Origin of the sequence: Sphingopyxis sp. OAS728, assembly GCF_014873485.1 — a bacterium.
Classification (GTDB): Bacteria; Pseudomonadota; Alphaproteobacteria; order Sphingomonadales; family Sphingomonadaceae; genus Sphingopyxis.
The window spans coordinates 1183844-1206921 of record NZ_JADBDT010000001.1; the positions used below are offsets into that span (position 1 = coordinate 1183844).

Annotated in this window: 19 protein-coding genes; 5 read left to right on the plus strand and 14 right to left on the minus strand. The window is 64.8% G+C overall.

All coding sequences use genetic code 11. The features are described from left to right. Positions 1–41: 41 nt before the first annotated feature. The 7 genes from GGC65_RS05630 to GGC65_RS05660 form a co-directional block, all read right to left on the minus strand. The gene (locus tag GGC65_RS05630) at positions 42–578 is read right to left on the minus strand and encodes a J domain-containing protein (protein WP_192646262.1); all 537 of its coding nucleotides are present in this window, start codon (positions 576–578) and stop codon (positions 42–44) included. Between the two features lie 224 nt (positions 579–802). Then, positions 803–1588 (minus strand): polyphosphate kinase 2 family protein, encoded by a 786-nt coding sequence (locus tag GGC65_RS05635; RefSeq protein ID WP_192646263.1) that lies wholly within the window; start codon positions 1586–1588, stop codon positions 803–805. Between the two features lie 83 nt (positions 1589–1671). Continuing rightward, positions 1672–2610, minus strand: coding sequence for a hypothetical protein (locus tag GGC65_RS05640; RefSeq protein ID WP_192646264.1), 939 nt, complete (start codon positions 2608–2610; stop codon positions 1672–1674). Positions 2611–2676: 66 nt separating this feature from the next. Next, the gene (locus tag GGC65_RS05645) at positions 2677–3546 is read right to left on the minus strand and encodes an alpha/beta fold hydrolase (protein WP_192646265.1); all 870 of its coding nucleotides are present in this window, start codon (positions 3544–3546) and stop codon (positions 2677–2679) included. 3 nt (positions 3547–3549) lie between these two features. Further along, positions 3550–5340: an aspartate--tRNA ligase gene (aspS, locus tag GGC65_RS05650; protein WP_192649405.1), complete on the minus strand. Its 1791-nt coding sequence runs from the start codon at positions 5338–5340 to the stop codon at positions 3550–3552. Positions 5341–5441: 101 nt separating this feature from the next. Beyond that, a complete protein-coding gene (locus GGC65_RS05655) occupies positions 5442–6953 on the minus strand; it encodes an FAD-binding protein (protein WP_192646266.1) in 1512 nt (503 codons plus the stop codon). After that, positions 6953–7282 (minus strand): hypothetical protein, encoded by a 330-nt coding sequence (locus tag GGC65_RS05660; protein WP_192646267.1) that lies wholly within the window; start codon positions 7280–7282, stop codon positions 6953–6955. Before GGC65_RS05660 ends, GGC65_RS05655 begins: the two co-directional genes overlap by 1 nt. A 109-nt stretch (positions 7283–7391) precedes the next feature. Here GGC65_RS05660 and rnd point away from each other — a divergent pair, with 109 nt between their 5' ends. Beyond that, a complete protein-coding gene (gene rnd, locus GGC65_RS05665; RefSeq protein WP_192646268.1) occupies positions 7392–8579 on the plus strand; it encodes a ribonuclease D in 1188 nt (395 codons plus the stop codon). Here rnd and GGC65_RS05670 read toward each other — a convergent pair. Genes GGC65_RS05670 through GGC65_RS05685 form a run of 4 tightly spaced genes read right to left on the minus strand, consistent with a single transcriptional unit; the run spans position 8576 to position 14161 of the window. Next, positions 8576–10063, minus strand: coding sequence for a Ppx/GppA family phosphatase (locus tag GGC65_RS05670; RefSeq protein WP_192646269.1), 1488 nt, complete (start codon positions 10061–10063; stop codon positions 8576–8578). The genes rnd and GGC65_RS05670 overlap by 4 nt on opposite strands. Positions 10064–10068: 5 nt before the next feature. Next, on the minus strand, positions 10069–12243 hold the full coding sequence (locus GGC65_RS05675) for an RNA degradosome polyphosphate kinase (RefSeq protein ID WP_192646270.1): 2175 nt from the start codon (positions 12241–12243) through the stop codon (positions 10069–10071). After that, on the minus strand, positions 12234–12890 hold the full coding sequence (locus GGC65_RS05680; RefSeq protein WP_192646271.1) for an HdaA/DnaA family protein: 657 nt from the start codon (positions 12888–12890) through the stop codon (positions 12234–12236). Before GGC65_RS05680 ends, GGC65_RS05675 begins: the two co-directional genes overlap by 10 nt. Further along, on the minus strand, positions 12890–14161 hold the full coding sequence (locus GGC65_RS05685) for a heavy-metal-associated domain-containing protein (protein WP_192646272.1): 1272 nt from the start codon (positions 14159–14161) through the stop codon (positions 12890–12892). Before GGC65_RS05685 ends, GGC65_RS05680 begins: the two co-directional genes overlap by 1 nt. An 85-nt stretch (positions 14162–14246) precedes the next feature. Between GGC65_RS05685 and purM the strand changes: the two genes are divergently transcribed. Next, a complete protein-coding gene (purM, locus tag GGC65_RS05690; RefSeq protein WP_192646273.1) occupies positions 14247–15353 on the plus strand; it encodes a phosphoribosylformylglycinamidine cyclo-ligase in 1107 nt (368 codons plus the stop codon). After that, positions 15346–16296, plus strand: a complete 951-nt coding sequence (gene purN, locus GGC65_RS05695) for a phosphoribosylglycinamide formyltransferase (RefSeq protein ID WP_192646274.1) — start codon at positions 15346–15348, stop codon at positions 16294–16296. Before purM ends, purN begins: the two co-directional genes overlap by 8 nt. Before the next feature lie 57 nt (positions 16297–16353). On the opposite strand, the gene ndk is transcribed toward purN, so the two are convergent. From ndk to GGC65_RS05710, 3 genes are all read right to left on the minus strand, one after another. Continuing rightward, entirely contained in the window at positions 16354–16776 is a 423-nt protein-coding gene (gene ndk / locus GGC65_RS05700; protein ID WP_056371231.1) for a nucleoside-diphosphate kinase, read from the minus strand. A gap of 87 nt (positions 16777–16863) precedes the next feature. Next, positions 16864–17313, minus strand: coding sequence for a DNA polymerase III subunit chi (locus GGC65_RS05705; protein ID WP_192646275.1), 450 nt, complete (start codon positions 17311–17313; stop codon positions 16864–16866). Between the two features lie 20 nt (positions 17314–17333). Then, the gene (locus GGC65_RS05710) at positions 17334–18779 is read right to left on the minus strand and encodes a leucyl aminopeptidase (protein ID WP_192646276.1); all 1446 of its coding nucleotides are present in this window, start codon (positions 18777–18779) and stop codon (positions 17334–17336) included. A 132-nt stretch (positions 18780–18911) separates the two neighbouring features. On the opposite strand from GGC65_RS05710, the gene GGC65_RS05715 reads away from it, so the two are divergent. After that, positions 18912–21215: an LPS-assembly protein LptD gene (locus tag GGC65_RS05715; protein WP_192646277.1), complete on the plus strand. Its 2304-nt coding sequence runs from the start codon at positions 18912–18914 to the stop codon at positions 21213–21215. A 522-nt stretch (positions 21216–21737) separates the two neighbouring features. Beyond that, entirely contained in the window at positions 21738–23078 is a 1341-nt protein-coding gene (locus GGC65_RS05720) for a peptidylprolyl isomerase (protein WP_192646278.1), read from the plus strand.

Below are 23078 nucleotides of genomic sequence, written 5' to 3' on the forward strand. Positions count from 1 at the left end.
TGCACACCGATCCAATGTCCGCAATGGGGTCGAAACCAGCCCTAAGCCGGCTTCCAACTCTTCCGCTCTTCGGCCTGCTTCAGCACCTCGAACGCCGCCTGCCCCGCCGCAAAGCGCTTGGCGGCCTCGGCATCGCCCGGCTTGACGTCGGGGTGGCATTCCTTGGCGAGGTTGCGCCAGGCCTTTTTCGTCGCCTCGAAATCGGCGTCGGGCTCGAGGTCCAGCACCTCAAGCGCGCGCATTTCGTCGGCGCTGCGGCTGCCGTCGCCCGATCCGCCCCAGGCATAATGCTGCGCACGGGCATAGCTGCGGGCGCCCTGCGCCTCTTCCGCAGCACGCGCAGCGGCATCTTCGGCGGAAAGGCCAGCGAAATAGTCCCAGCCGCGATTATATTCGGCGGCGTGCGTCTCGCAGAAATACCATCGTTCGGGGCTGTTCGGCGATTTCGGCGCGGGGCAGTTTCCCGGGTTGGTGCAGCCGTGGCGGTCGCAAAGCCGCACCTTCTGCGTCTCGCGCGACGAACCATAGGGGCGCCAGCGGGGAAAACCCCAGTCATCGGATCTCTTGGCGCGGCTCATCCATCCCATGTAGCGATTGGCGGACGAATTGGCTAGGCGGCCCGCCGAAAAAGCCGCGCAAAATAGGCTTTCCTACATTGTCGCGCTGTGCCAGCTTCGTGCCTCGGCTCTTTGCAATCGTAATTTCTTCCCGCGACTTTCGCCGCGACGATCGCCTCCGCGTAAAGCGACAAAGGAGACAGTTTCGAGCTGTATGTCCGTATATTTTGTCGCTTTAAGCTCCATCAATCCTTCGGCTTGTAGCCGAACGCCTTGCTCGCCAGCTTGACCACCGCAGGGTCGCGTTCCGTCGGCGTCATCGGCACCGCCGCCTCGAGCGTTTCGGCGATATGCGTCAGCGCCGCGATGCGCGCCGCCTTCTTGTTGTTGCCGTCGATCACCTTCCACGGCGCCCAACGCGTGTTCGTCTGTTCGAACATCTCTTCCATCGCGGCGAGATAGTCCTTGCGCTTCGACCGGTTGCGATAATCCTCGGTTCCCGTCTTCCACCGCTTCCACGGGTCGTCGAGACGCGCAGCGAAGCGCGCGTCCTGCTCGTCCTGCGTGATGTGGATGAACAGCTTGACGAGGTTCGTCCGGCTCCCGGTCAGCTGCGCCTCGAACTCGTTGATCTCGTCATAGCCCTTGCGCCACTCGGCTTCGGTCGCAAACCCCTCGACGCGCTCGACCAGCACGCGGCCGTACCAGCTGCGGTCAAAGATCGATATCTCGCGGTTGCCGGGCAAGCGCTTCCAGAAGCGCCAGAGGAAATGGCGCGCCCTTTCCTCCTCGTTCGGCGCCGCAATCGGCCACACCTCGAAATAGCGGGGGTCGAGCGAGGCGGTCAGCCGCTGGATGATCCCGCCTTTGCCCGCTGCATCCCAGCCCTCGAACATGATGATGCTGCGCTGGCCGTGGATGATATGCGCGGCCTGCAATCGTTCGAGCCGATCCTCGAGCGCCGCGATGGTGTCGGAATAGTCGCCATCATATTTGGCGCCGGTTTCATAATCGGAAAGGGCGATGCTCATATTTATTCCCTAGCCTATTTGCGGCCATCCGACCAAGGGCGACACGGCGCTGTCGCTTTCTGGCACAGGGCCGGCGGGCTTTATTACTGCTGACCGATCAAACGTTTACGCGCGTCCCAATCGGCCAGCGCCCGGCGATTGCGCTCGATGCGTTCGAGGCCCTCGGCTATCGCACCGCTGCGCGATCCCTGCCGCCGCGCCTCGCCATACCAGTCGGTCGCGGCGGTAAAATCGCCCTGCATCTCGGCGCAGAGGCCCAGGTTGAAGGCGAGCGCAGCGGTCGGCTCGGCGTCGCGCGTCAACGCTGTCCACGCCGCGCACGCGCCGCGCTGGTCGCTCTTGGTTAGCCGGACGGCGTTCTTGAACGCCGCCTGCGCCGGTTTCGCGAGCCCCTTGGTGCTTTCCTCGACGCGGACGTCGAGGGCATAGTCGCGCGGCGCGAGGTCGCGGCGGATCGCGACGACATGATCGCGCTGGACGCCCGCGATATAATCGTCGACCGAGCGCGAGGCGGAGCGGTCGGGGCAATATGTCACCTGATCGCGGGCATTAAGTGGGCGCGTGTAGCGGACCGAACCGTCAGCGATCGCGACGAGCCGCGCGGTGGTCGCCACCATGATTGTGCGGCGCCGACAGCGGATGTCGACCTCGATCTCTTTCAGGCATTTCTTCTTGTCGGCGGGGTCATGCTCGACACATTTGTCGCGCTTTTCGGTCACGGCGACCTCGTCGACGCTGGCACGGGTGGTGCCGGTAACAAGGCCGTCGGTCGGTGCGCCCGATTCGGGTGCGACGATGCGATAATAGGCCCGGCCGTCGAACTGCGCGTTGCCGAGTTCGGCCTCAAGCTGCTGCGCCAGCGCCGCGCCACCCTCACCCTCGAAGCGCTCGACCGACAGGCGGAGCAGGTCGCTGACATTGGCCGTGGCGGGATCGCTGCCGGCAATAGTCAATGTCTCGGCTGCCGCGGGCGGTGCAAGGCAAAGAAGAGTAGCGGCCAGCGCCAGTCGCGTGTCGAACATCTCACCCCCCGATAAGAACCGTCGCCGGGCTATCGCAGCCCCGGGCGCCTGTCAAAGCGGGAAAGATCAGAGATGCGCGGCGAGCAGCGCGGCGACGCGCGCCGGATCTTCCATCGGGATGAAATGGCTGTGCTCGGCCCACAGCTCGTCGCGTTCGGCACCGATCGCGGCACCAAGCCCGGTCCACGTCGGGCTCAACGAAAAATCGAGCGGGCCGCCGCGCTCGCCGGTCGGGGCGCGGATCACTGTCGAAGGCACGGTGAGATAATGCAGCCACTCATGCGGACTGGTACGCAGCGCATTCTGGTACACCGACGCCTCGAGTGCCGGCGGACAGGCGAGCTCCAGCCCGTCGCCGTCGACCGCCGGGATCAGGCCATGGGTACAATAGTCGGCAAGCACGCGCGGATCCCAGTTCGCATAAGGTGGCCGGTCGGCGAAACGCGCACGCATCTCTTCGGCGCTGGCCCAGCTATTGCGGCGCCTCGCGACGGGATGATCCGCAGGATCTGGGATCGGACCGGCCTCGCCCTCGTAGAACCCCGGGTCCATGATTACCGGGTCGATCAGCACCAGATGCCGGAAAGCACCCGGCCGCTGCGACGCGAGCCGCGTCAGCACATAAGCGCCCATGCTGTGCCCGCAGCCGACGATCGGGTGGCCGCCCAGCCCGTCGAGCAGCGGCAGCAGCGCATCGGAGGTCGCCGCCCAATTAGCCAGCGTCGCGGGGCGGAAGCTCCGCCCATGGCCGCGATGGTCGGGCGCGATGACATGCGTGCCGGCGGGTAGCGCTTCGACGACCCGATCCCAAAGCCGGGCGTGAAAGCCCGTCGCGTGAAGCAGCAGCAGCGAAGGCCCCTGCCCCCGCTCTCCCCATTCGAACCAACAGATATCGCCCTCCGGCGTTTCCTGCCGGTGCTCCCGGGGTTCGCTCATGCCTTAGCTCTTCGGACCGTCGACGAGCCGGATGCTGAGTTCCTTCAGCTGCTTTTCGCTGACCGGCGCCGGAGCGCCCATCATCAAATCTTCGGCCTTCTGCGTCATCGGGAAGACGATGACTTCGCGGATGTTCGGCTCGTCGGCGAGCAGCATCACGATGCGGTCGACGCCCGGTGCCGAACCGCCGTGCGGCGGTGCACCGAACTTGAACGCGTTGATCATGCCCGCGAAGTTCGTGTCGACATCCTGCTGGCTGTAGCCCGCGATCTCGAACGCCTTGTACATGATGTCGGGGCGATGGTTCCGGATCGCGCCCGACGACAATTCGACGCCGTTGCAGACGATGTCATACTGATAGGCGAGGATATCGAGCGGATCCTTGTTCGTCAGCGCGTCCATCTCGCCCTGCGGCATCGAGAAGGGGTTGTGGCTGAAATCGATCTTGCCGGTGTCCTCGTCGGCCTCGAACATCGGGAAGTCGACGATCCAGCAGAATTCGAAGCGGCTCTTGTCGATCAGGTCGAGCTGGTCGGCGACGCGCGTGCGCGCGAGGCCAGCGAGCTTCGCGGCCTTCGCCTCGACGCCCGCAGCGAAGAAGATGCCGTCGTTGGGGCCGAGACCCATTGCGTCGGCGATCGCCTTCATGCCGTCCTGGCCGTGGTTGTTGGCGATCGGGCCGCCGAACACGCCGTCCTTTTGCGTCGCATAGCCAAGACCCGGGAAGCCTTCCGACTGTGCCCAGCTGTTCATCTCGTCGAAGAATTTGCGGCTCTTCTCGTGCGTTTCCGGCGCGGCGACGGCGCGGACGACCTGCCCTTCGTCGACCATCGTCGCAAAGCGGCCGAAGCCCGAGCCCTTGAAGAAGTCGCCCACGTCATGGACGAGCAGCGGGTTGCGCAGGTCCGGCTTGTCGCTGCCATATTTCAGCATCGATTCGCGGTACGGAATGCGCTTGAACGGTAGCGGCGACACGGTACGGCCCTTGCCGTCGAAGTCCGCGAACTCCTCGAACACGCCGTGCAGGACGGGTTCGATGGCGTTGAAGACGTCGTCCTGCGTCACGAAGCTCATTTCGAAATCGAGCTGGTAGAATTCGCCGGGCGAGCGGTCGGCGCGCGCATCCTCGTCGCGGAAGCAGGGCGCAATCTGGAAATAGCGGTCGAAGCCCGCGACCATCAGCAGCTGCTTGAACATCTGCGGCGCCTGCGGCAGCGCGTAGAATTTGCCGGGGTGGACGCGGCTGGGCACCAGATAGTCGCGCGCACCCTCGGGGCTGCTCGCGGTCAGGATCGGCGTCTGGAACTCGGTGAAGCCCTGATCGATCATCCGGCGGCGCAGCGACGAGATCACGTTCGAACGCAGCACGATATTCTTGTGCAGCCGTTCGCGGCGGAGATCGAGGAAACGGTTGGTGAGGCGGATTTCCTCGGGATACTCGGTCTCGCCGAACACGGGCAGCGGCAGGCGGTCGGCCGACGACTGCACCGTTACCGTGCTCGGATAGATTTCGATCTCGCCGGTCGCGAGCTTCGGGTTCAGCGTTTCGGGCGAACGCGCGGCGACCTTGCCGGTGAAGGTCAGGACGGACTCGGGACCCTGCGCGTTGACGATGGGATAGAGGTCAGAACCGGTTTCGACGACAATCTGGGTGATCCCATAATGGTCGCGCAGGTCGACGAAGAGCACATTCGCATGCTCGCGCGTGCGGTGCACCCAGCCCGAAAGACGGACTTCCTCACCGACGTTGGCGGCGCGAAGGTCTGCGCATGTGTGGGTGCGATAGGCGTGCATTTGATCGTCTTTCAATGAGCAGGGAAATCAACGCAAAGTTGATATTTATGGCCGCGCCTAAGGCAGCGCGGAGAACGATTTGTCAAGGGTTGAGGGCGGAATCAGCGCGTCAGCCCGAGGTTATCGAGTACCTCGCTGCCGAACAGCGCGCGGTGCGCCGGGTCGGGAAGCAGCCGGTCACGCGCGGCACGCCAGCGCCGGAAATCCTCGCCATAGTCGGCGGCGACGCGCGCGGCGTCGAGGTGGCAGCTCTTCGCCCAATGTCGGGTAAATCCGATCCCCTCCGCATCGAGGCATTCGACGACGCGGGCATAGGCGTCGGCTGTGCGCTGGCTGCGTGGGCCGTCGAAATCGATCACGGCATTATGCGTAAAGCGCGCCGGAGCGAGCAGCCCCTCGGCGCGCTCCATGAAGCGCACGGTGACGACGGTCGAGCCGCCGTGCTTGGCGTACACGGCGCAGATGCGCTCAAACGCACGCGCGAGGTCGGTTCGATCGATGGTCACCGACGCGTTGAACAGGTCGGCGAGCGGCCGATGCGTGTCGAGCCCCTCCCCCCAGCTGCCATAGACCGGCGGATCATCGACGTCGGGCCCGCTGGCATAGCCCTGCTTCATCGCGAATTGCAGCAAGGGTCCGCGCGCCCACGGATAGTCGTTGAGCAGGCGGCCCAGCAGGCTGAGCGCGTCATAACCCGCGCCAAGCTGACCGGGCGTCGCGCGCGGATAATCGTCGCGCCATGGCTCGCGATAGAGGAAGCGGAGCATCGCGGGCCGCTTGAACGGCTTGTACGGATTGACGATCATCTGGACGAAATCGGGGTCCCGATCGAGCGCATAGGCCGCCGAGAAGCGCCGGAATTCGCCCGCGGCAAGCCAGTCGAGGGCGGCGCAGTCGACCTTGCGGAGATTCTGGATCGGACGGACGAGGAATTTCGGGACGCTGTCGACGACAAGTGCGGTCACGATGCCGAGCGATCCAACCGGGAGTTGCACCGCCGAAAAAAGCTCATCGTCGCGGAGCGCGGTCGAACCCGTCGCGGCGATGAAAGCGTCGCTCATTACGCCCGCGGCCGGCTCGATCCAGTGGATGCCGGCGGGCGTCACGATCTGAACCGCGCGGATGTGATCCTGGATACCGCCACGTGCGATCATCGAACCGTGGGTGCCGGTTGCCGCGGCCCCCGCGAACGTCTGCCCATTGCCCGCACCGCTGGTCCACAGCGACCGCCCCTGTCCCTCGAGCTTGTCCGAAACCTCGTCGACGAGCGCGCCCGCTTCGACGAGCATCAAAGCGCCCGCATCGATGCCCGGGCGGACATCGCCCGCGCCGATCCGGAAGCAGCGGTTGAAACGGCGCGTGTGGAGCAGCCAGCTTTGCGAACTGATATTGACGTTCGACGGCGACCAGCCCGCGCCGAGTGGCCGGACGCGGCGCTTCGCGACCGCCGCTTGCGCAAGCCAGTCCTGTACCGATTTCGCGGCAATCCCGATCTCGTCGCGTCCGCGCTCTGCATCGCCGCTGCGCAGCGCAAAGCGCGTTGCGGCCTCGCAGGTGCCGGTGCCGTGGTAATTGGTCCAGCGGCCCTCATCCCCCAGCCTGACGATCGGCATCAGGCGTCTCCCAGCGGCAGGATGCCGGCATGCGCACGCCACGCCACCGTCACCGGGCGCAGGAAACCGAAGGTCGCGATCGTGACGAGCATCTGGCGCCGTGTCGCGAATACCCGCACGTCGCACAGGCCATGATCGGATTCGGGCGTCACGAACGGCTGCGCGGCGGCGGCAGCGAAGCCCCAGCCCTTCAGCGTGACCACCATCGATTCTTCATCGAGCGGGCGCGGATTGGCAATCGAGAGGAAGACATCCGCCTGCCCCGCGGCATATTGCCCAAAAAGCAACGCAAAACCGAGCGCGGCGAGCGCCCAACCCAGCCACATCATGCCCATATTCCCTTCGTCTTTTTCCCCGGCCGGTGTTCCGGCTCCGCAACCCGAAGAGCGCGGGCAATTTTTCCTGCCCGTTCCTCTCAACTAGCTGTATAGGCGCGCTATGCAAGTCCATCCGTTGATCGAAACCAACGCCGCGCTCGTCGAATTCTGCGACCTCATTCGGAACAGCGATTTCATCGCGGTCGATACCGAATTCATGCGCGAAAACACTTTCTGGCCAGAGCTTTGCCTGATCCAGGTGGCCGACCGCGACCATGCCGCGGCGATCGACCCGATGGCGCCCGGAATCGACCTCAAGCCCCTGCTCGACCTGCTCGTCGACAATGAGGAGATGCTGAAAGTCTTCCACGCGGGCGGACAGGATGTCGAAATCATCTTCAATCTGACCGGCAAGACGCCGCACCCGATCTTCGACACACAGATCGGACAGATGGCGCTCGGCCAGGCCGAACAGGTCGGATATTCGAACCTGGTCGAGGCGTGGATCGGGCTGCAACTCGACAAGGGAGCGCGCTTTACCGACTGGAGCCGCCGCCCGCTCGACAAGCGCCAGATCGACTATGCCGTTGGCGACGTCACGCATCTCGCCAAGATCTTCCCGATGATGCTCGACAAGCTGATCAAGACCTGCCGTGGTCATTGGCTCGACGAGGAAATGGAAAAGCTTGCCGACCCGGCGAATTACAGTGTCGATCCCGACAAGGCGTGGCAGCGTATCAAGGTACCGACGCGCAAGCTCGACGTGCTCGGCCGCTTGCAGGCGCTCGCCGCGTGGCGTGAGCGCGAGGCGCGCCAGAAGAATTTGCCGCGGGGCCGCATCGTCAAGGACGAGACGCTGGCCGACCTCGCCGCGCATCCGCCGAAGGATCAGGACGGGCTCGGACGCGTTCGCGGGCTGTCGGCGACCTGGCGCACCAACGACATCGGCGGCCGACTGATGGACGCGATCACGAACGCCAAGCCGATGTCCAAAGACGACATGCCCGATCGCGCACCGCGCGGCCCGGGCCTCGGCAAGGAAGGCACGTTGGTCGCCGACCTCCTGAAATTGCTGTTGAAAATCCGTGCGCGCGAATTGAATGTCGCGGCGAGGCTGATCGCGCGCAGCGACGATCTCGAGGCACTTGCGGCCGGCGCCCGCGAAGGCATCCAGATGATGCAGGGCTGGCGCTACGACGTATTCGGCCATGCCGCACTCGACCTAGTCGAGGGCCGGATGGGCTTTGCCGTCAAGAACGGCAAGCTGGTGATGAGCGAAATCGACGCCGCGACCGCGGCCGAAGTTTAAAGCAGCACGAGTTCGGGCTTGGCATCGAGCGCCTGCGCGAGGACGCGCAGGCGGCGTTCGACCGACTCGCCCGCCAGATGGTGCCAGCCCTCAGCAAGACATAGTCGCAGTTTGCCTTCGACGAGCGCGACGCCGCTCGCTTTCAGCGGTGCCTCGACGCCGCCGGTCAGCCGCTGCGCAAGGCGGATCGCAAGGCCCCATTGCCGCGCGCGGGCGAGCCGCTCGGGCGACACGAGGGTCCCCATCGCGGGGAATTCGGCGTCAGCACCGCCAAAGCCCGCGTAAAGCGCGCGTGCGAGCAGAATACGGCCGGGTATGTCGATGCTGCGCCAGTTGCCATGCAGGCCGATCTCGGTTCCGCGCTCGGCGCGGAAATCGGGGTTGGCCGACCAGGCGACATCGCTGAGCAGGCTGGCCGCAAGCCGGACGCGACTGTCGGCGGGCACCTCGTCATCGAACAGCGGCGCAATCCATTCGGCGATCGCGCGGCCGTGCGGCGCGAAGCGCGCGAGGCGCCGCCCCTCGAATTCTGCGGCAACGATCAGCGGGTCCTGCGCGCGCGTCTCGGCATCGAGCGCTTGATACAACAGCCCTTCGCGAAGTCCCGACGACGACACCGTCATTGCGGGGACATCGAGAATATTGACCAGCGCTGCGAGTAAAGCCGCCGCGTCGGGCAGCGCCGCAGCGCGGTTCGATGCCATTCCGGGGATCGCGCGCAATTCCTCGAAGCTCAGCCGCTTCGACGCGCGGACCAGGCGGCGCAGTGCGCTCCGCGGCAACGTATGCTGGTCGAGTACCGCGAGCGGGTCGCGCGTCAGTTCGAGATCGAGACGCGAGAGTGCGCGCCACGAGCCGCCGACAAGATAGAGCGGCAGACCGGTCAGGCCTTTGCCCGGCCAGTCCGCCTCGCGGAGCATCTTGCGGACCGCCCTTTCGAAGGCCTGTTCGCCGTCTTTGCGCAGCGCGGGCAAGCGGAGGACGCCAAGCGGGAAGGAGGCACGACGGCCTACCTCGCCGTTCGATACTTCGGCGAGTTCGAGACTGCCGCCGCCAAGGTCGACCGCGATGCCGTGCGCGTCGGGGATCGCCGCGAGCACGCCATGCCCCGCCGCCTCAGCCTCTTCTTCACCTGACAAGAGCCGGATCTGGAGGCCCGCTTCCGCTGCAGCCGCGATGAAATCGGGACCATTGGCGGCATCGCGTACCGCCGCGGTCGCAACGCATTGCACGTCTGTCACGTCCATATGCTTTGCCAGCAGGGCGTATCGGCGCAGCGCGACGAGGCCGCGTTCGGCGTCTTCGACCGCAATGCGTCCGTCGACCGCGAGTCCGCGGCCGAGGCCAGCGGCGACCTTTTCGTTGAAGATCACCGCAGGCGCGCGCGCGGGTCCTTCATAAACGACGATACGGACCGAGTTGGACCCAATGTCGATCACGGCGGATCGGCGGACCGCCTGTTTGGTGGGACGTGCAGGGCTCAATTTTGTCAATCTTCACGTATGTTGAAGGCGAGGGTCGGGACGTCGTGCCGTTTGTGGAGCGCCGTACCACGGCCCGAAAGCGAAGCGTTCGTCATGAAATAATGATGCAAATTAAATGGCTTATCGCTAGGCGTAACGCGTACCGAAGTCCCATCGGGTTGCAAAATCCAGCTTTGTTCATTGTCGATCAGGTTCGCAACGAGCACCTGGTCCAAAATCTGGTCGTGCACGGTCGGATTCTCGATCGGGATCATATATTCGACGCGGCGGTCGAAGTTGCGCGGCATCCAGTCGGCGCTGCTGATGTAGAGCTTCGCCGCGCGATTCGGCAGCGCCGCGCCGTTCGCAAACGCCCACACGCGGCTATGTTCGAGGAAGCGGCCGACGACCGACTTGACGCGGATTGTCTCCGACAGGCCGGGCACGCCGGGGCGCAGGCAGCAAATCCCGCGCACGATCAGTTCGATCGGCACCCCCGCCGCGCTCGCTTCATACAGCTTGTCGATGATGTCGGGGTCGACGAGGCTGTTCATCTTGGCCCACACGCCCGACGGCTTCCCTACCTTCGCCGCGGCGGTTTCGGCGTCGATCAGCTCCGAGAGATGCGCGCGCATATTGAGCGGCGACATGGTGATGAGGTCGAGCCGTTCGGGTTCGACATAGCCGGTGATATAGTTGAACAGCTGCGCGGCATCGCGGCCCGCGCGCGGGTCGGCGGTAAAGAAGCTGAGATCGGTATAGATGCGCGCGGTCACCGGGTGATAATTGCCGGTGCCGAAGTGGCAATAGGTGCGATATCCCTGCCCTTCGCGGCGCACGACCATCGAAATCTTCGCGTGCGTTTTCCACTCGATGAAGCCGTAGACGACTTGCACGCCGGCGCGTTCGAGCTGGTTCGCCCAGAGCAGATTCTGTTCCTCGTCGAAACGCGCCTTGAGTTCGACGACCGCGGTCACCGACTTGCCCGCCTCGGCGGCTTCGATCAGCGCGCGGATCACCGGCGACTGGTCGCCGGCGCGGTAAAGCGTCTGCTTGATCGCGACGACATCGGGATCGGCGGCGGCCTGCCGCAGGAAAGCGAGAACGACCTCGAAACTTTCATAGGGATGATGGACGACGATGTCCTTCGAGCGGATCGCTGCGAAGCAGTCGCCGCCATGTTCGCGGATGCGTTCGGGAAAACGCGCCGAATAGGCCGGGAATTTTAGGTCGGGGCGGTCTACGTCGACCAGTGCGGAAAGGGCAGCGAGCCCGATGAACCCGCCGATCTTGGCGACGATCGCTTCATGCCCCTGAATATCGGCATTGAGCACCTCGGCGATCTCACCCGGCATGTCGGCTTCGAGTTCGAGCAGGATCACGCGGCCGCGGCGGCGGCGGCGGATCGCGGTGCGGAACAGACGGACGAGATCCTCGGCCTCTTCCTCGATTTCGATGTCGCTGTCGCGGATGATGCGAAAGACGCCGAGCGAGCGGATCGCGAAACCGGGGAAGATGAGGTCGCCGAAAATCTCGATCAGATATTCGATCGGTACAAAGGCGCTGCCCTGCCCCGGCACCGGCACGAAACGCGGCAGCGCTGCAGGGATCATCACCAGTTCGCGCACCGTCTCCCCGTCCGACTTGCGCTGGAGATCGAAGATTACACCGACCCCGCGATTGGGGATGAAGGGAAAGGGGTGCGCCGGATCGAGCACCTGCGGGGTCAGGATCGGGAAAATCTGATCGATGAAATATTGGCGCAAGACGGTGCGCAGCGCTTCCTTGTCCGACCCCGTACCGTGAACGACAATGCCCTGCTCGCCGAGCAATTTGTGGAGCCGCTGCCATTCGCTCTGCTGTTGATCGACGAGGCGGTTCACCTCGGCTTCGATCTCCGCAAGCTGCTGGCCGGGTGAGCGGCCGTCGGCCGAGGGATCGTCGATCCCCTGCAATTGCTGGCCTTTCAGCCCGGCGACGCGCACCATGAAGAATTCGTCGAGATTGCTGCCAGAGATCGACAGGAAGCGCAGGCGTTCGAGCAAGGGATGCGCGGGATTGCGCGCTTCTTCCATCACGCGGCGGTTGAACGCCAGCCAGCTGAGTTCGCGATTGAAGAAGCGTTCGGGACCAAAGCTCGGCGGGGTCGCCGCGGTGACGGCGTCATTGTCTGCGCGTAGGGAGCCGCCGGTTATCGACATGTCGCTTCATCCTGCCTTTCAAGGAGATCGGGATCGATCAGCCCCTGTGACAGTAATGTTTCACGAGTAAGACGAATGCCAATGCCGCCGCCTTTTTCAAGCGAGGCGGCGTCGAGTGCCGCGACGACGCGGTGGATTGCCGCATAGCTGCGCTCCATCCGCGGGACGATGTAAGAGGCGACGCCGGGCGCGAGCGCCATGCCGCGCTGCGCGAAGATCGCCTCGATCAGGTCGCGCGCAAGGCAGTCGTCGGGATCGCCGATCGTCAGCACCGGCACGGCGGCGAGGCGTGAACGAAGGTCGGACAACGCGACATTCCATTCGGCGGGCGGCGCGTCGGCGATGATCAGCAGCGGCGAGCCGCTGGCCTGCGCCGCGTTCCACGCGTGAAAAATCTCTTCTTCCGAAACGCTGTCATGCCCGTCGATCACGCGGCCGCCGGTGTCGCTGGCGAAGAGCCGTCCGATCAGGCTGCGCCCCGACCCGCGCGGTCCGGTAAGCACCGCAGTGCGCACGGGCCATGTCCCGACGTGACGCAGGTAACGCACGGCATCGGCGTTGCTGGTGCCGACGATCAGCGGACCGTCGTTGCTGCCCCCCGCGCTCCAATCGAGCGGCAGTGCGATCTGTCCCGATACACGCGCCATCAGCGGCTGATCCTGAGCGTGCTGCCGCCTTCCTGCACCTTGTAGCCGCGCGCGGCGAGCGCGGCGCTGAGCGCGGCGATATCGCCGCGGAAGGTCACGCGCATCACCGATGTTCCGCCCAGTGCAAGGCTGGTGGTCGACGCCGACTGGACGCCCGCGATGCCGCCGACGGCGCGTTCGGTCGCGGTGACCGAATCGACGTCGGGCGAACTATACTGGACCGTGAAGCTCTGAACACCGACGGGCGCGGTGGTCGGCACGCTGCTGTCGGTTTCGCTGGGCAGCGCATCCTCGTCGGTCGCGACTTCCTCGGGCAGGTCTTCCCGCTCGACCGGCTTTTCGAGGACGAGATAGGTGTCGGTGCGCAGCACACCCGAGGCCAGCGCGTCGATATAGATGCGATCCATCCGCGCGACCGCTTTCTCCATCATGTCGGGCAGCGCGGCGGGGCTCGGCCCGGTCATCGTGAAGCTGGAGATCAGCTTGCTGTCGGGCCCGAAGCGCGCGGTGAAATAGCCTTTGATCGGCCCGCCGGGATAGGAATATTCGACGCGTGCGATCGGCGTCAGCACGTCGGCGGCGCCATATTGGTCGAGGATGACGCGCCACCAGACGCGGCCGCGGCGGCCGGTCTGCCCGGCGTTGATCAGCAGCGTATCGGCACCGGTGCCCGCGGTGCGCACATAGTCGATCGCGCTCTGCCCCGTATTATATTCGGCCCACGCGCGCTGCCATGCGCTGCGCTGTTCGAACACCTGCGGAATGCCGTCGATCGAGTAGACCGGAATCACAAGCAAAGGCGGCGAGCGCAAAGTCCGCCCACTGACGCCGAGGATCTGGCCGGCGCGCACGCGGTCGAATTGGACGCCGAGCCGGGCGACGTAGCGGCGCGGGCCGATCTGTTCTTCCTCGACGACGATCGCAGTGACGATGCCGTCGAGCACCGAATCGCCCAAGGCCGGACCGTCGCTGCCGTTCAGCTTGCGATAAAGCTGCGTCCAGCCCTTGCGCTGTGCCTCGCGCCAGCCCTTTTCGCGCGCATCGTCGGCATTGTCGCCGGTGACGTCGACGAGGATACCGCTCGCAAGAAAGTCGCCGCTGCTGTTGATCGGGGTGATGCCGCGATTGCCGCGTGTGATCTGTCCGTCGACGATACCGGCGATCAGCAGCGCCGCAAAAAGGCCAAAAAACAAAGCCCAGCGGCCGTTACGGCCACGCAGCGCGTCAAAGGAAAGGCTTGGGGCGAAGCGGGGGAAAGCGGCCGAAGTCATATCTTCTCTATGCTTTGCCCAAAAGCTTGGCCCCGGACAAGGAAATCATGGCATTTCGTGGCCAGAGTCGTTAGTCGCGCTGGCCATGGATTCCAAGCACAACCAACCCGGCTCCTACACTTATGCGCAGGCCGGCGTATCGATCGAGACCGGCAACGCGCTGGTCCGTGCCATTGCTCCGCTCGCCCGTGCGACGCGCCGTCCCGGTGCCGATGCCGATCTCGGCGGCTTTGGCGGTTTCTTCGATTTGAAGGCGGCGGGGTTTAACGATCCCTTGCTCGTCGCCGCGAACGATGGCGTGGGCACCAAGCTCAAACTCGCCATCGAATCGGGCAAGCATGACGGGGTTGGGATCGATCTGGTCGCGATGTGCGCGAACGACCTGATCGTTCAGGGCGCCGAACCGCTGTTCTTCCTCGACTATTATGCGACCGGCAAGCTCGACAACGATGTCGCGACCGAAGTCGTCGCGAGCATCGCTGAAGGCTGCAAACAGGCCGGATGCGCGCTGATCGGCGGCGAGACCGCCGAAATGCCGGGCATGTATTCGGACGGCGACTATGACCTCGCGGGCTTCTGCGTCGGTGCGGTCGAGCGCGATCAGGTTCTGACCGCCGACAAGGTCGCGGCAGGCGACGTGATTCTGGGACTCGCGTCGTCGGGGGTGCATTCGAACGGTTTCTCGCTCGTGCGCCGGCTCGCTGCCGACAAGGGCTGGAAGCTGGACCGCCCTGCCCTGTTCGACCAGACTATCCTGCTGATCGACGCACTGATGGCGCCGACGCGCATCTATGTGAAGAGTCTGCTCCCGCTCGTGAAGGCGGGCCAGATCCACGCGCTCGCGCATATCACGGGCGGCGGACTGCTCGAGAATATCCCGCGTATCCTGCCCAAGACCCTGCACGCGCATGTCGACGCGGACGCGTGGGAGCAGCCGCGGCTGATGGCCTTCCTGCAGGCGCAGGGCAACATCGAGCCCGAGGAAATGGCACGCACCTTCAACTGCGGGATCGGCATGGCGGTGGTCGTCGCCGAGAGCGATGTTGCCAACGTGACTACTGCGCTCGAAGCGGCGGGTGAGACCGTGTTCCGCATCGGCCACATCGCCGAGGGCGAAAAGGGCTGCACCGTGACGGGCAGCGCCGAAACCTGGAGCGCGATGGGCGCGTGGAGCGCCACGCATAATGGCTAAGGCGCGTGTCGCCGTCCTGATTTCGGGCGCCGGCACCAATATGGCGGCGCTGCTCTATGCCGCGAAGGCCGCCGACTGCCCATTTGAAGTGGTTTTCGTCGGCAGCAACGATCCGGACGCGCCGGGCCTCAAGATCGCCGAGGCCGAAGGCGTCGCAATCTGGAGCCTGTCGCACAAGGGCATGAACCGTGACGCGTTCGACGCGCTGGTCGACGAACAATTGCGCGCAGCGGGCGCCGAGTTCGTCGCGCTCGCGGGTTATATGCGTATCCTGTCCGACGACTTCGTCGGGCGCTGGGCGGGCAAGATGCTCAACATCCACCCCAGCCTGCTGCCGCTCTACAAGGGGCTGAACACCCATGCCCAAGCGATCGAGGCCGGCGACACATTCGGCGGGTGCAGCGTCCATATCGTGACGCCGGGCGTCGACGATGGCCCGGTACTGGCTCAGACGCCGGTTGCGATTCTGCCGGACGACACGGTCGAGACGCTGGCGCGCCGGGTGCAGTTCGCCGAACACCAGCTTTATCCCGCTGTCCTCGCCGCCTTCGTATCGCGCGAACGCTCGCCCGATTATCTGCGCGCCCGCGTGCGCGACCTCGCGATGGCGCTGCCCGAGGCCGACGAAGTGGTGTCGCACGGCATGCCCTGCTTCGGCATCATGAAGGGCAAGAAATTCGCCTATTTCACCGAGGATCATCATGGCGACGGCAAGATCGCGCTGCTGGTCAAGATCAGCGGCGTCGAGGAGCAGGCGATGCTGATCGAACTCGACGAAGACCGCTATTACCGCCCCGCCTATTTCGGCGACGGCTGGGTCGGCATCCGGCTCGACCTTGGCGACACCGACTGGGATGCGATCGGCGAATGGCTGCGCAAGAGCTGGCTGGCGGTGGCGCCGAAAAAGCTGGCCGGACTGATGGGCGTGGCGGACGAATTCTAACGAAAAAGGCCGCCGGATCGCTCCGGCGGCCTCTTCGGTTCGACTATGCCTTCTGGCTTAGCCGACGATCTCTTCGGGCTTGAAGAAGTAAGCGATTTCGATCGCCGCATTCTCGTCGCTGTCCGAACCGTGAACGGTGTTCGCTTCGATGCTTTCGGCCAGTTCCTTGCGGATCGTGCCGGGCTCGGCGTTCGCCGGGTTGGTGGCGCCCATGATGTCGCGGTTCGCCTGCATCGCGTTTTCGCCCTCGAGGACCTGAACGACGACGGGGCCGCTGATCATGAAGTCGACGAGTTCGCCGAAGAAGGGGCGTTCCTTGTGGACCGCGTAAAAGCCTTCGGCCTGTTCGCGGGTCATGTGGATGCGCTTCGACGCGACGACGCGCAGGCCGGCGTCTTCGAGCATCTTGGTGACGGCGCCGGTGATGTTGCGACGCGTGGCGTCGGGCTTGATGATCGAGAAAGTGCGAGTGACCGCCATGGGGGAAGCTCCTGAGTTATTATTGTCTGCGATGCGCGCGCCTCTAGCCGCGCTTTTGCTGCACTGCAAGGATAGAGCGCCGGACGCCTAGGGCCCTTCGGACCAACGGCCGTTTTCGTCCTGTTTCCAGAAACGGTTGTCGACGTCTTCACGCGCGGCGAGCGTGCGCCAGAGCGCGCGGGCATCGTCGATGCGGCTGTTGTCGAAGAGGAGGAAGGTGCGTTCGAAGCCCAGCGCTTCCTCGCGCCATTCGCCGTCGGCGAGCGCAAGGTGGCTGGCGCGGTTGGGTGGCGACGGGTCGAGCGTGCCCGCGATCAGGATCGGCTCGATCTCCTCGTCGGGCGACCCCGCATGACCGTGCGGCAGGAAGCTAGCCGGGGTCAGCGTCCACAGCGCCTCGTCGATCGCCTGCCGCTGCATCGCGGGCGCGGCGACCACCAGCAGGCGGTCGCCGTTCGCGAGGATACGCGTCGCGAGCGCGGGGAGCACCCGTTCGACCGGGTCGCGGGTCAGCCGGTAAAAGTCGACGCGCGCCATGCTCCCCTGCCCCGCTTCGCTCAGCCTTCGTGGTTGGCGGCGATGTAGCGGTCGAGCAGGCGCACGCCATAGCCCGTCGCGCCCTTTGCCCACACCGGACCGTCCTTGTCGGCCCACGCCATGCCCGCGATGTCGAGATGCGCCCAGGCGACGCCCTCGCCGACGAAGCGCTTCAGGAACTGCGCCGCGGTGATCGAGCCGCCCTCGCGCGGGCCGATATTCTTCATGTCGGCGATCGGGCTGTCGATCAGCTTGTCGTAGGCAGGCGACAGCGGGAAGCGCCACAGCTTGTTGTTGCTGGCCTCGCCCGCCGCGATCAGGTCGGTCGCAAGCGTGTCGTCATTGGCGAAGATGCCCGCATATTCATGGCCGAGCGAGATCACCATCGCGCCGGTCAAGGTCGCGAGATCGACGATCACCTTGGGGTTGTACGCGCTCTGCGCCCAGCTGATCGCGTCGCAAAGGACGAGGCGGCCCTCGGCGTCGGTGTTGAGCACCTCGACCGTCTGCCCCGACATGGTCGAGACGACGTCGCCGGGGCGCATCGCATTGCCGTCGGGCATATTCTCGACAAGGCCGACGACGCCGACGACGTTCGCCTTCGCCTTGCGGCCCGCGATCGCCTTGATCGCGCCCGCGACCGCGCCCGCGCCGCCCATGTCCCACTTCATCATGTCCATGCCCGCGGCGGGCTTGATGCTGATGCCGCCGGTGTCGAAGGTCACGCCCTTGCCGATGAAGACGACGGGCGCATCGCCCGGATTGCCGCCGTTCCAGCGCATCGCGAGCAGGCGCGGCGGGCGGGTCGAGCCCTGCGCGACGCCGAGCAGCGCGCCCATGCCGAGCGCCTTCATCTGGCGTTCGTCGAGCACCTCGATTTCGACGCCAAGGTCGGCGAGATGCTGGCAGCGTTCGACGAAGGTTTCGGGGTAGAGGATGTTGGGCGGCTCGGCGACCAGCGTCTGAGTCAGCGCGACGCCATCGGCGATCGCCTCATTTTCGGCCCAACGGCCCGATAGGCCAGTGTGAGGCGAAGCGATCGTCACGGTCTTGAGGCTGGGCTTCGCGGTATCGGCGAGGCGCGTGCGATAGGTGTCGAGGCGCCAGTTGCGGAGACGCGCGCCCATCGCAAAAGCGAGCACGTCGTCGGCATCGCTTTGGCCGGTGCTCGCGAAATCGACATGGACGGCGGTCGCGCCGCTCGTCTGCAGCTTCGCGACCAGCGCCGCACCGCCGCGCTCGAGATCCTGTTCGCTGCCCTCGCCGATGCCGACGAGCAGCAGGCGCTTTGCCTGCTCGCCGTCGATTGCCGCCGTCTCGGCGATCGCGCCCGCGGCGCCGTCGAAGCGCGCCTGTGCCGCTGCGGCGCCAAGCAGGGCGCCGAGCGCACCCGCCTCGCCCTTGCGGACCGGAAATGCGACAACGTCGGCAGACGCATCGATTTGCGCGACAAACTGAATGTCCATGCCTTAACTTTCTTATGCGATGATTGATTGGAACGTGGCGGACCGATAGGGGTTTCGCTTGCGAGTTGCAAAAACAAAGCTGCCGGTCCAAGCCGGGAAACACTGATATAGGGTTCGGGACAAAGGGATTAAATGAGCTGGGCTTTGTTCCAACAAGCGGCGCGTGCGCGGCCGTTGTGGCTGGCGACGGCTAGCGGCGTTGCGCTCGCCGCCTGCCCCGTCATGGCCCAGACCAGCGAGGAAACGACACGGAGCGAAGAGGTTACGGGCCAACCCGACCTGCAAACGCCCGACGTCGCGCCGACCCCGTCGGACGCCCCCGACGCAAAGGGCGAGGAACAGATCGGTTTTGCGGCCGACAATCTCAACTACGACAGCGATACCGAGGTCGTCGTGGCCGAGGGCAATGTCCAGATGAACCGCGAAGCGATCGAGATGCGCGCGGACAAGGTCACCTGGAACCGGCAGACGGGCAAGGTCTTCGCCGAGGGCAATGTCGTCATCAAGAATCCCGAAGGCGATACTGCCTATGGCGACAAGATCGAGCTGACCGACAGTTTGCGCGATGGTGTCGTCGAAAATCTGCTCGTCGTGCTCGACAATGGCTCGCGCCTCGCGGCGATGAAGGGCACGCGCTTCGACAACGGCAATATCGAGCTGGAGAACGCCGCCTACACCCCCTGCCCGGTCGAAGATGACGAGGGCTGCCCCAAGAATCCGAGCTGGCAGATCCGCGCGGTCAAAGTCATTTACGACCGCGCGAAGAACAAGATCCGCTACAAGGGCGCGCGCGTCGAGATTTTCGGCCTGCCGCTGATCCCGCTGCCGGGGCTCAGCCATCCGGCGAACCAGGAAGCCGGAAGCGGGCTGCTCGTCCCCGAAATCCGGCTCGACCGCAGCAACGGCTTCGAAATCGCAGTACCCTATTATCTGCGTCTCGCGCCCGACCGCGACATCACGATCACGCCGCATATCTACACCAGCGCGGCGCCGATGATGGAGGGCGAGTTCCGCGCCCTGACCGACATCGGATCGTTCCGCATCAACGGCTATGCAACCTATGGTTCGCTCGTCCCGCTGACCGGCGACGATCCCGACAGCCGCAAACGGTTCCGCGGCTACCTGGAGAGTGCGGGCAAGTTCCAGTTCGATCCGCGCTGGAGCCTGACCTATTCGGGCCGCATCGCGACCGATCGCACTTTCATGCGGCGGTACGACATCAGCCGCGACGACCGGCTGCGCTCGACCTTCGAGCTCGAACGGATCGGCGGCAACTCCTACCTCTCGATCGCCGGCTGGGCGACGCAGACGCTGCGCCGCAACGACGAACAGGGCCAGCAGCCGATCGCGCTGCCGATCATCGATTATCGCCAGCGCTTCGCCGACCCGATCCTCGGCGGGCAACTCGAACTGCAGCTCAACACGCTCGCGATCGGCCGGACGTCGGGGCAGGACACGCAGCGCGCCTTTGCCGGCGCGCGCTGGGATTTGCGCGGATTGACCGCGCTGGGTCAGGAAGTCACGCTGACCGCGATGGTGCGCGGCGACGTCTATCACAGCGACGAAAATCTGCTGACCGGCATCCCCGGCTATCGCGGTAAATCGGGCTGGCAGGCGCGCGGGATTGCTGCCGTTGCCGCCGATATGCGCTGGCCTTTCGTCGGCGAATTTGCAGGCGGCACGCAAACACTGACCCCGAGAATCCAGGTCGTCGCGACGCCGCCGATCAAGAATATCGACATCCCGAACGAGGATTCGCGCGCCTTCGACCTCGAAGACAGCAATTTGTTCGCGATCAACCGCTTCAACGGCCACGACCGGTTCGAGGATGGCGCGCGCGTCACCTATGGCGTCGAATGGAACTACAGCCGCCCGGGCTTCAACATCAGTAGCGTCGTGGGCCAGAGCTATCGCCTGTCGGACAAGCCCAGCCTGTTTCCCGACGGCACCGGGCTGACCGACCGGACGTCGGACATCGTCGGACGCACCACGGTTGCCTACAAGGATTTCCTGCGCCTGACCCACCGCTACCGGCTCGACAAGGACAACCTCGCAATCCGCCGCAACGAATTCGACGCGACGATCGGCAGCCGCTCGACCTATGCCGTGCTCGGCTATTCGCGGCTCAACCGCGACATTTTGCTCCTCGGCGAGGAGTTGCAGGACCGCGAGGAAGCGCGTGTCGGCGGGCGCGTTGCGGTAGCGAAAAACTGGTCGCTCTTTGGCTCGGCGATCGTCGATCTGACACAGCGGAGCGATGATCCGCTGAGCGACGCGGACGGCTTCGAGCCGATTCGCCACCGTCTTGGCGTCGCGTACGACGACGAATGCCTGTCGATCGCGCTGACCTGGCGCCGCGACTATGCCGACACCGGCGACGCCCGGCGCGGCAACAGCTTCTCGTTCCGCATCGCCTTTCGCAACCTCGGGTTCTGACGGCTAACCGACCGATTGCTGCCGATAGGGATGTGAACCCCGGCGAAAGCCGGGGCCCAGAATTCCAACACTAACCTTGCGCTTTTCCGCTCTGGGCCCCGGCTTTCGCCGGGGTGCACGGGGGGGGGGGGGGCAGCTCTCCACCCCAATGCCGACATCGCCTCTTCAGCAAAATACCGCTGTCCTACATTGTCGCGCCGTGCCAGCCTCGAGGCCGCTGTTTGAAATCGCCGGCTCTGCCCCCCCTCTTAAAGCGACAAAGGAGACATTTTCGACGCGCACATCCGTATCTTTTGTCGCCTTAAGCCTGTCCTGAGCTTGTCGACGGGGCCACAAGGGACACAAAATCGATGCGCGCATGCGGGGCTTTTGTGGCCTTAAGCCAGCTCCTGCCCCGCTCAGCCTAGGTTCAGCGTCGGTAGGGTACCTGCGTACATCAAATGGTTTCCTTGGCGGATTGCGCTGGACCATCGGGCGTATCCGCTGATACGGAGCGTCCGGACTTTCTCGAATAGGGTAAAGATGACCAAATTTTCGACCATGACCGGCCTGATCGCCTTGGCCGCCGTCGGCGTAACGCCCGTGCTGGCGCAGACCGTTGCCGATAGTGACGTTCCGACGACCAGCCTGAACATTCCGGGCAATGTGCAGCTTTTCGGCGATGCCAAGCCGAACGTCTATCGCCCCTCTGCCACCGTGAATGGCGAGATCATTACCGCGACCGATATCGAGCAGCGCATGGCGCTGATCCGTATCGCGAACAACAATGTCGAACTGCCGCCCGAGGAAATCCAGCGGCTGCGCAGTCAGGTGTTCAGCAACCTGATCGACGAAAAATTGCAAATTCAGGAAGCCAAGGCGGCCGAGATTACGATCGACGAAAATGTCGTCAACGATCAGTTCGCCCGCCTCGCCACGCGGTTCAAGCAGACCCCCGAACAGTTTTCGACCTATCTGACGTCGAAGGGTTCGTCGGCGGCGGCGGTGAAGCAGCAGATCCGCGGTGAATTCGCCTGGGACCGCCTGTTGTCGCGCAATATCCAGTCGACCACCAACGTCTCGACCGAAGAGGTCAAGATCGTCGCCGACCAGATGACCGGGACCAAGGGACAGGACGAATTCCACCTCGGCGAAATCTATCTGTCCGCAACGCCCGAAACCGCCGGTGCGGTCGCCGAAAATGCCAAGAAGATCATCCAGGCATTGCAGGCGGGCGGTAGCTTCGCCGCCTATGCGCGCCAGTTTTCGGAAGCATCGACCGCCGTCGTCGGCGGCGATCTAGGCTGGGTGAAGGCCGGCCAGTTGCCCGGATCGATGGGCGAGGCCGCGACGCAGATGCAGCCCGGCCAGCTCGTCGGCCCGATCGAGGTGCCGGGTGGCGTGTCGATCATGCTGATGATCGACCGGCGTCAGGTGCTGACCGCCGATCCGCGCGACGCAATCCTCAGCCTGAAGCAGATTTCGCTCGATTTCCCCGCAGGCACCACGCCGGCCAAGGCCACTGAACTCGCCGGCGCATTCGCCGAAAAGACGCGCGGCATCGCCGGTTGCGGCGCCGCCGACGCGGTAGCGCAGAGTCTGGGCGCCTCGGTTGTGTCGCGTGACAATATCGAGATGCGCGCGCTGCCCGCGCCGCTGCAAGCGACGCTCGCCAACCTGCAGATTGGCCAGACGACGCAGCCCTTTGGAGCAGCGAACGAAGGCGTCAGCGTCCTCGTGCTCTGCGGCCGCGATTTGCCGCAGACCGCAACCGCCCCGAACCTCGAGCAGATCGAACAGAAACTGCTGGAGGACAAGGTCAACAAGCGGGCCCAGCGCTATCTGCGCGACCTCCGCCGGGATGCCGTGATCGAATATAGCTAA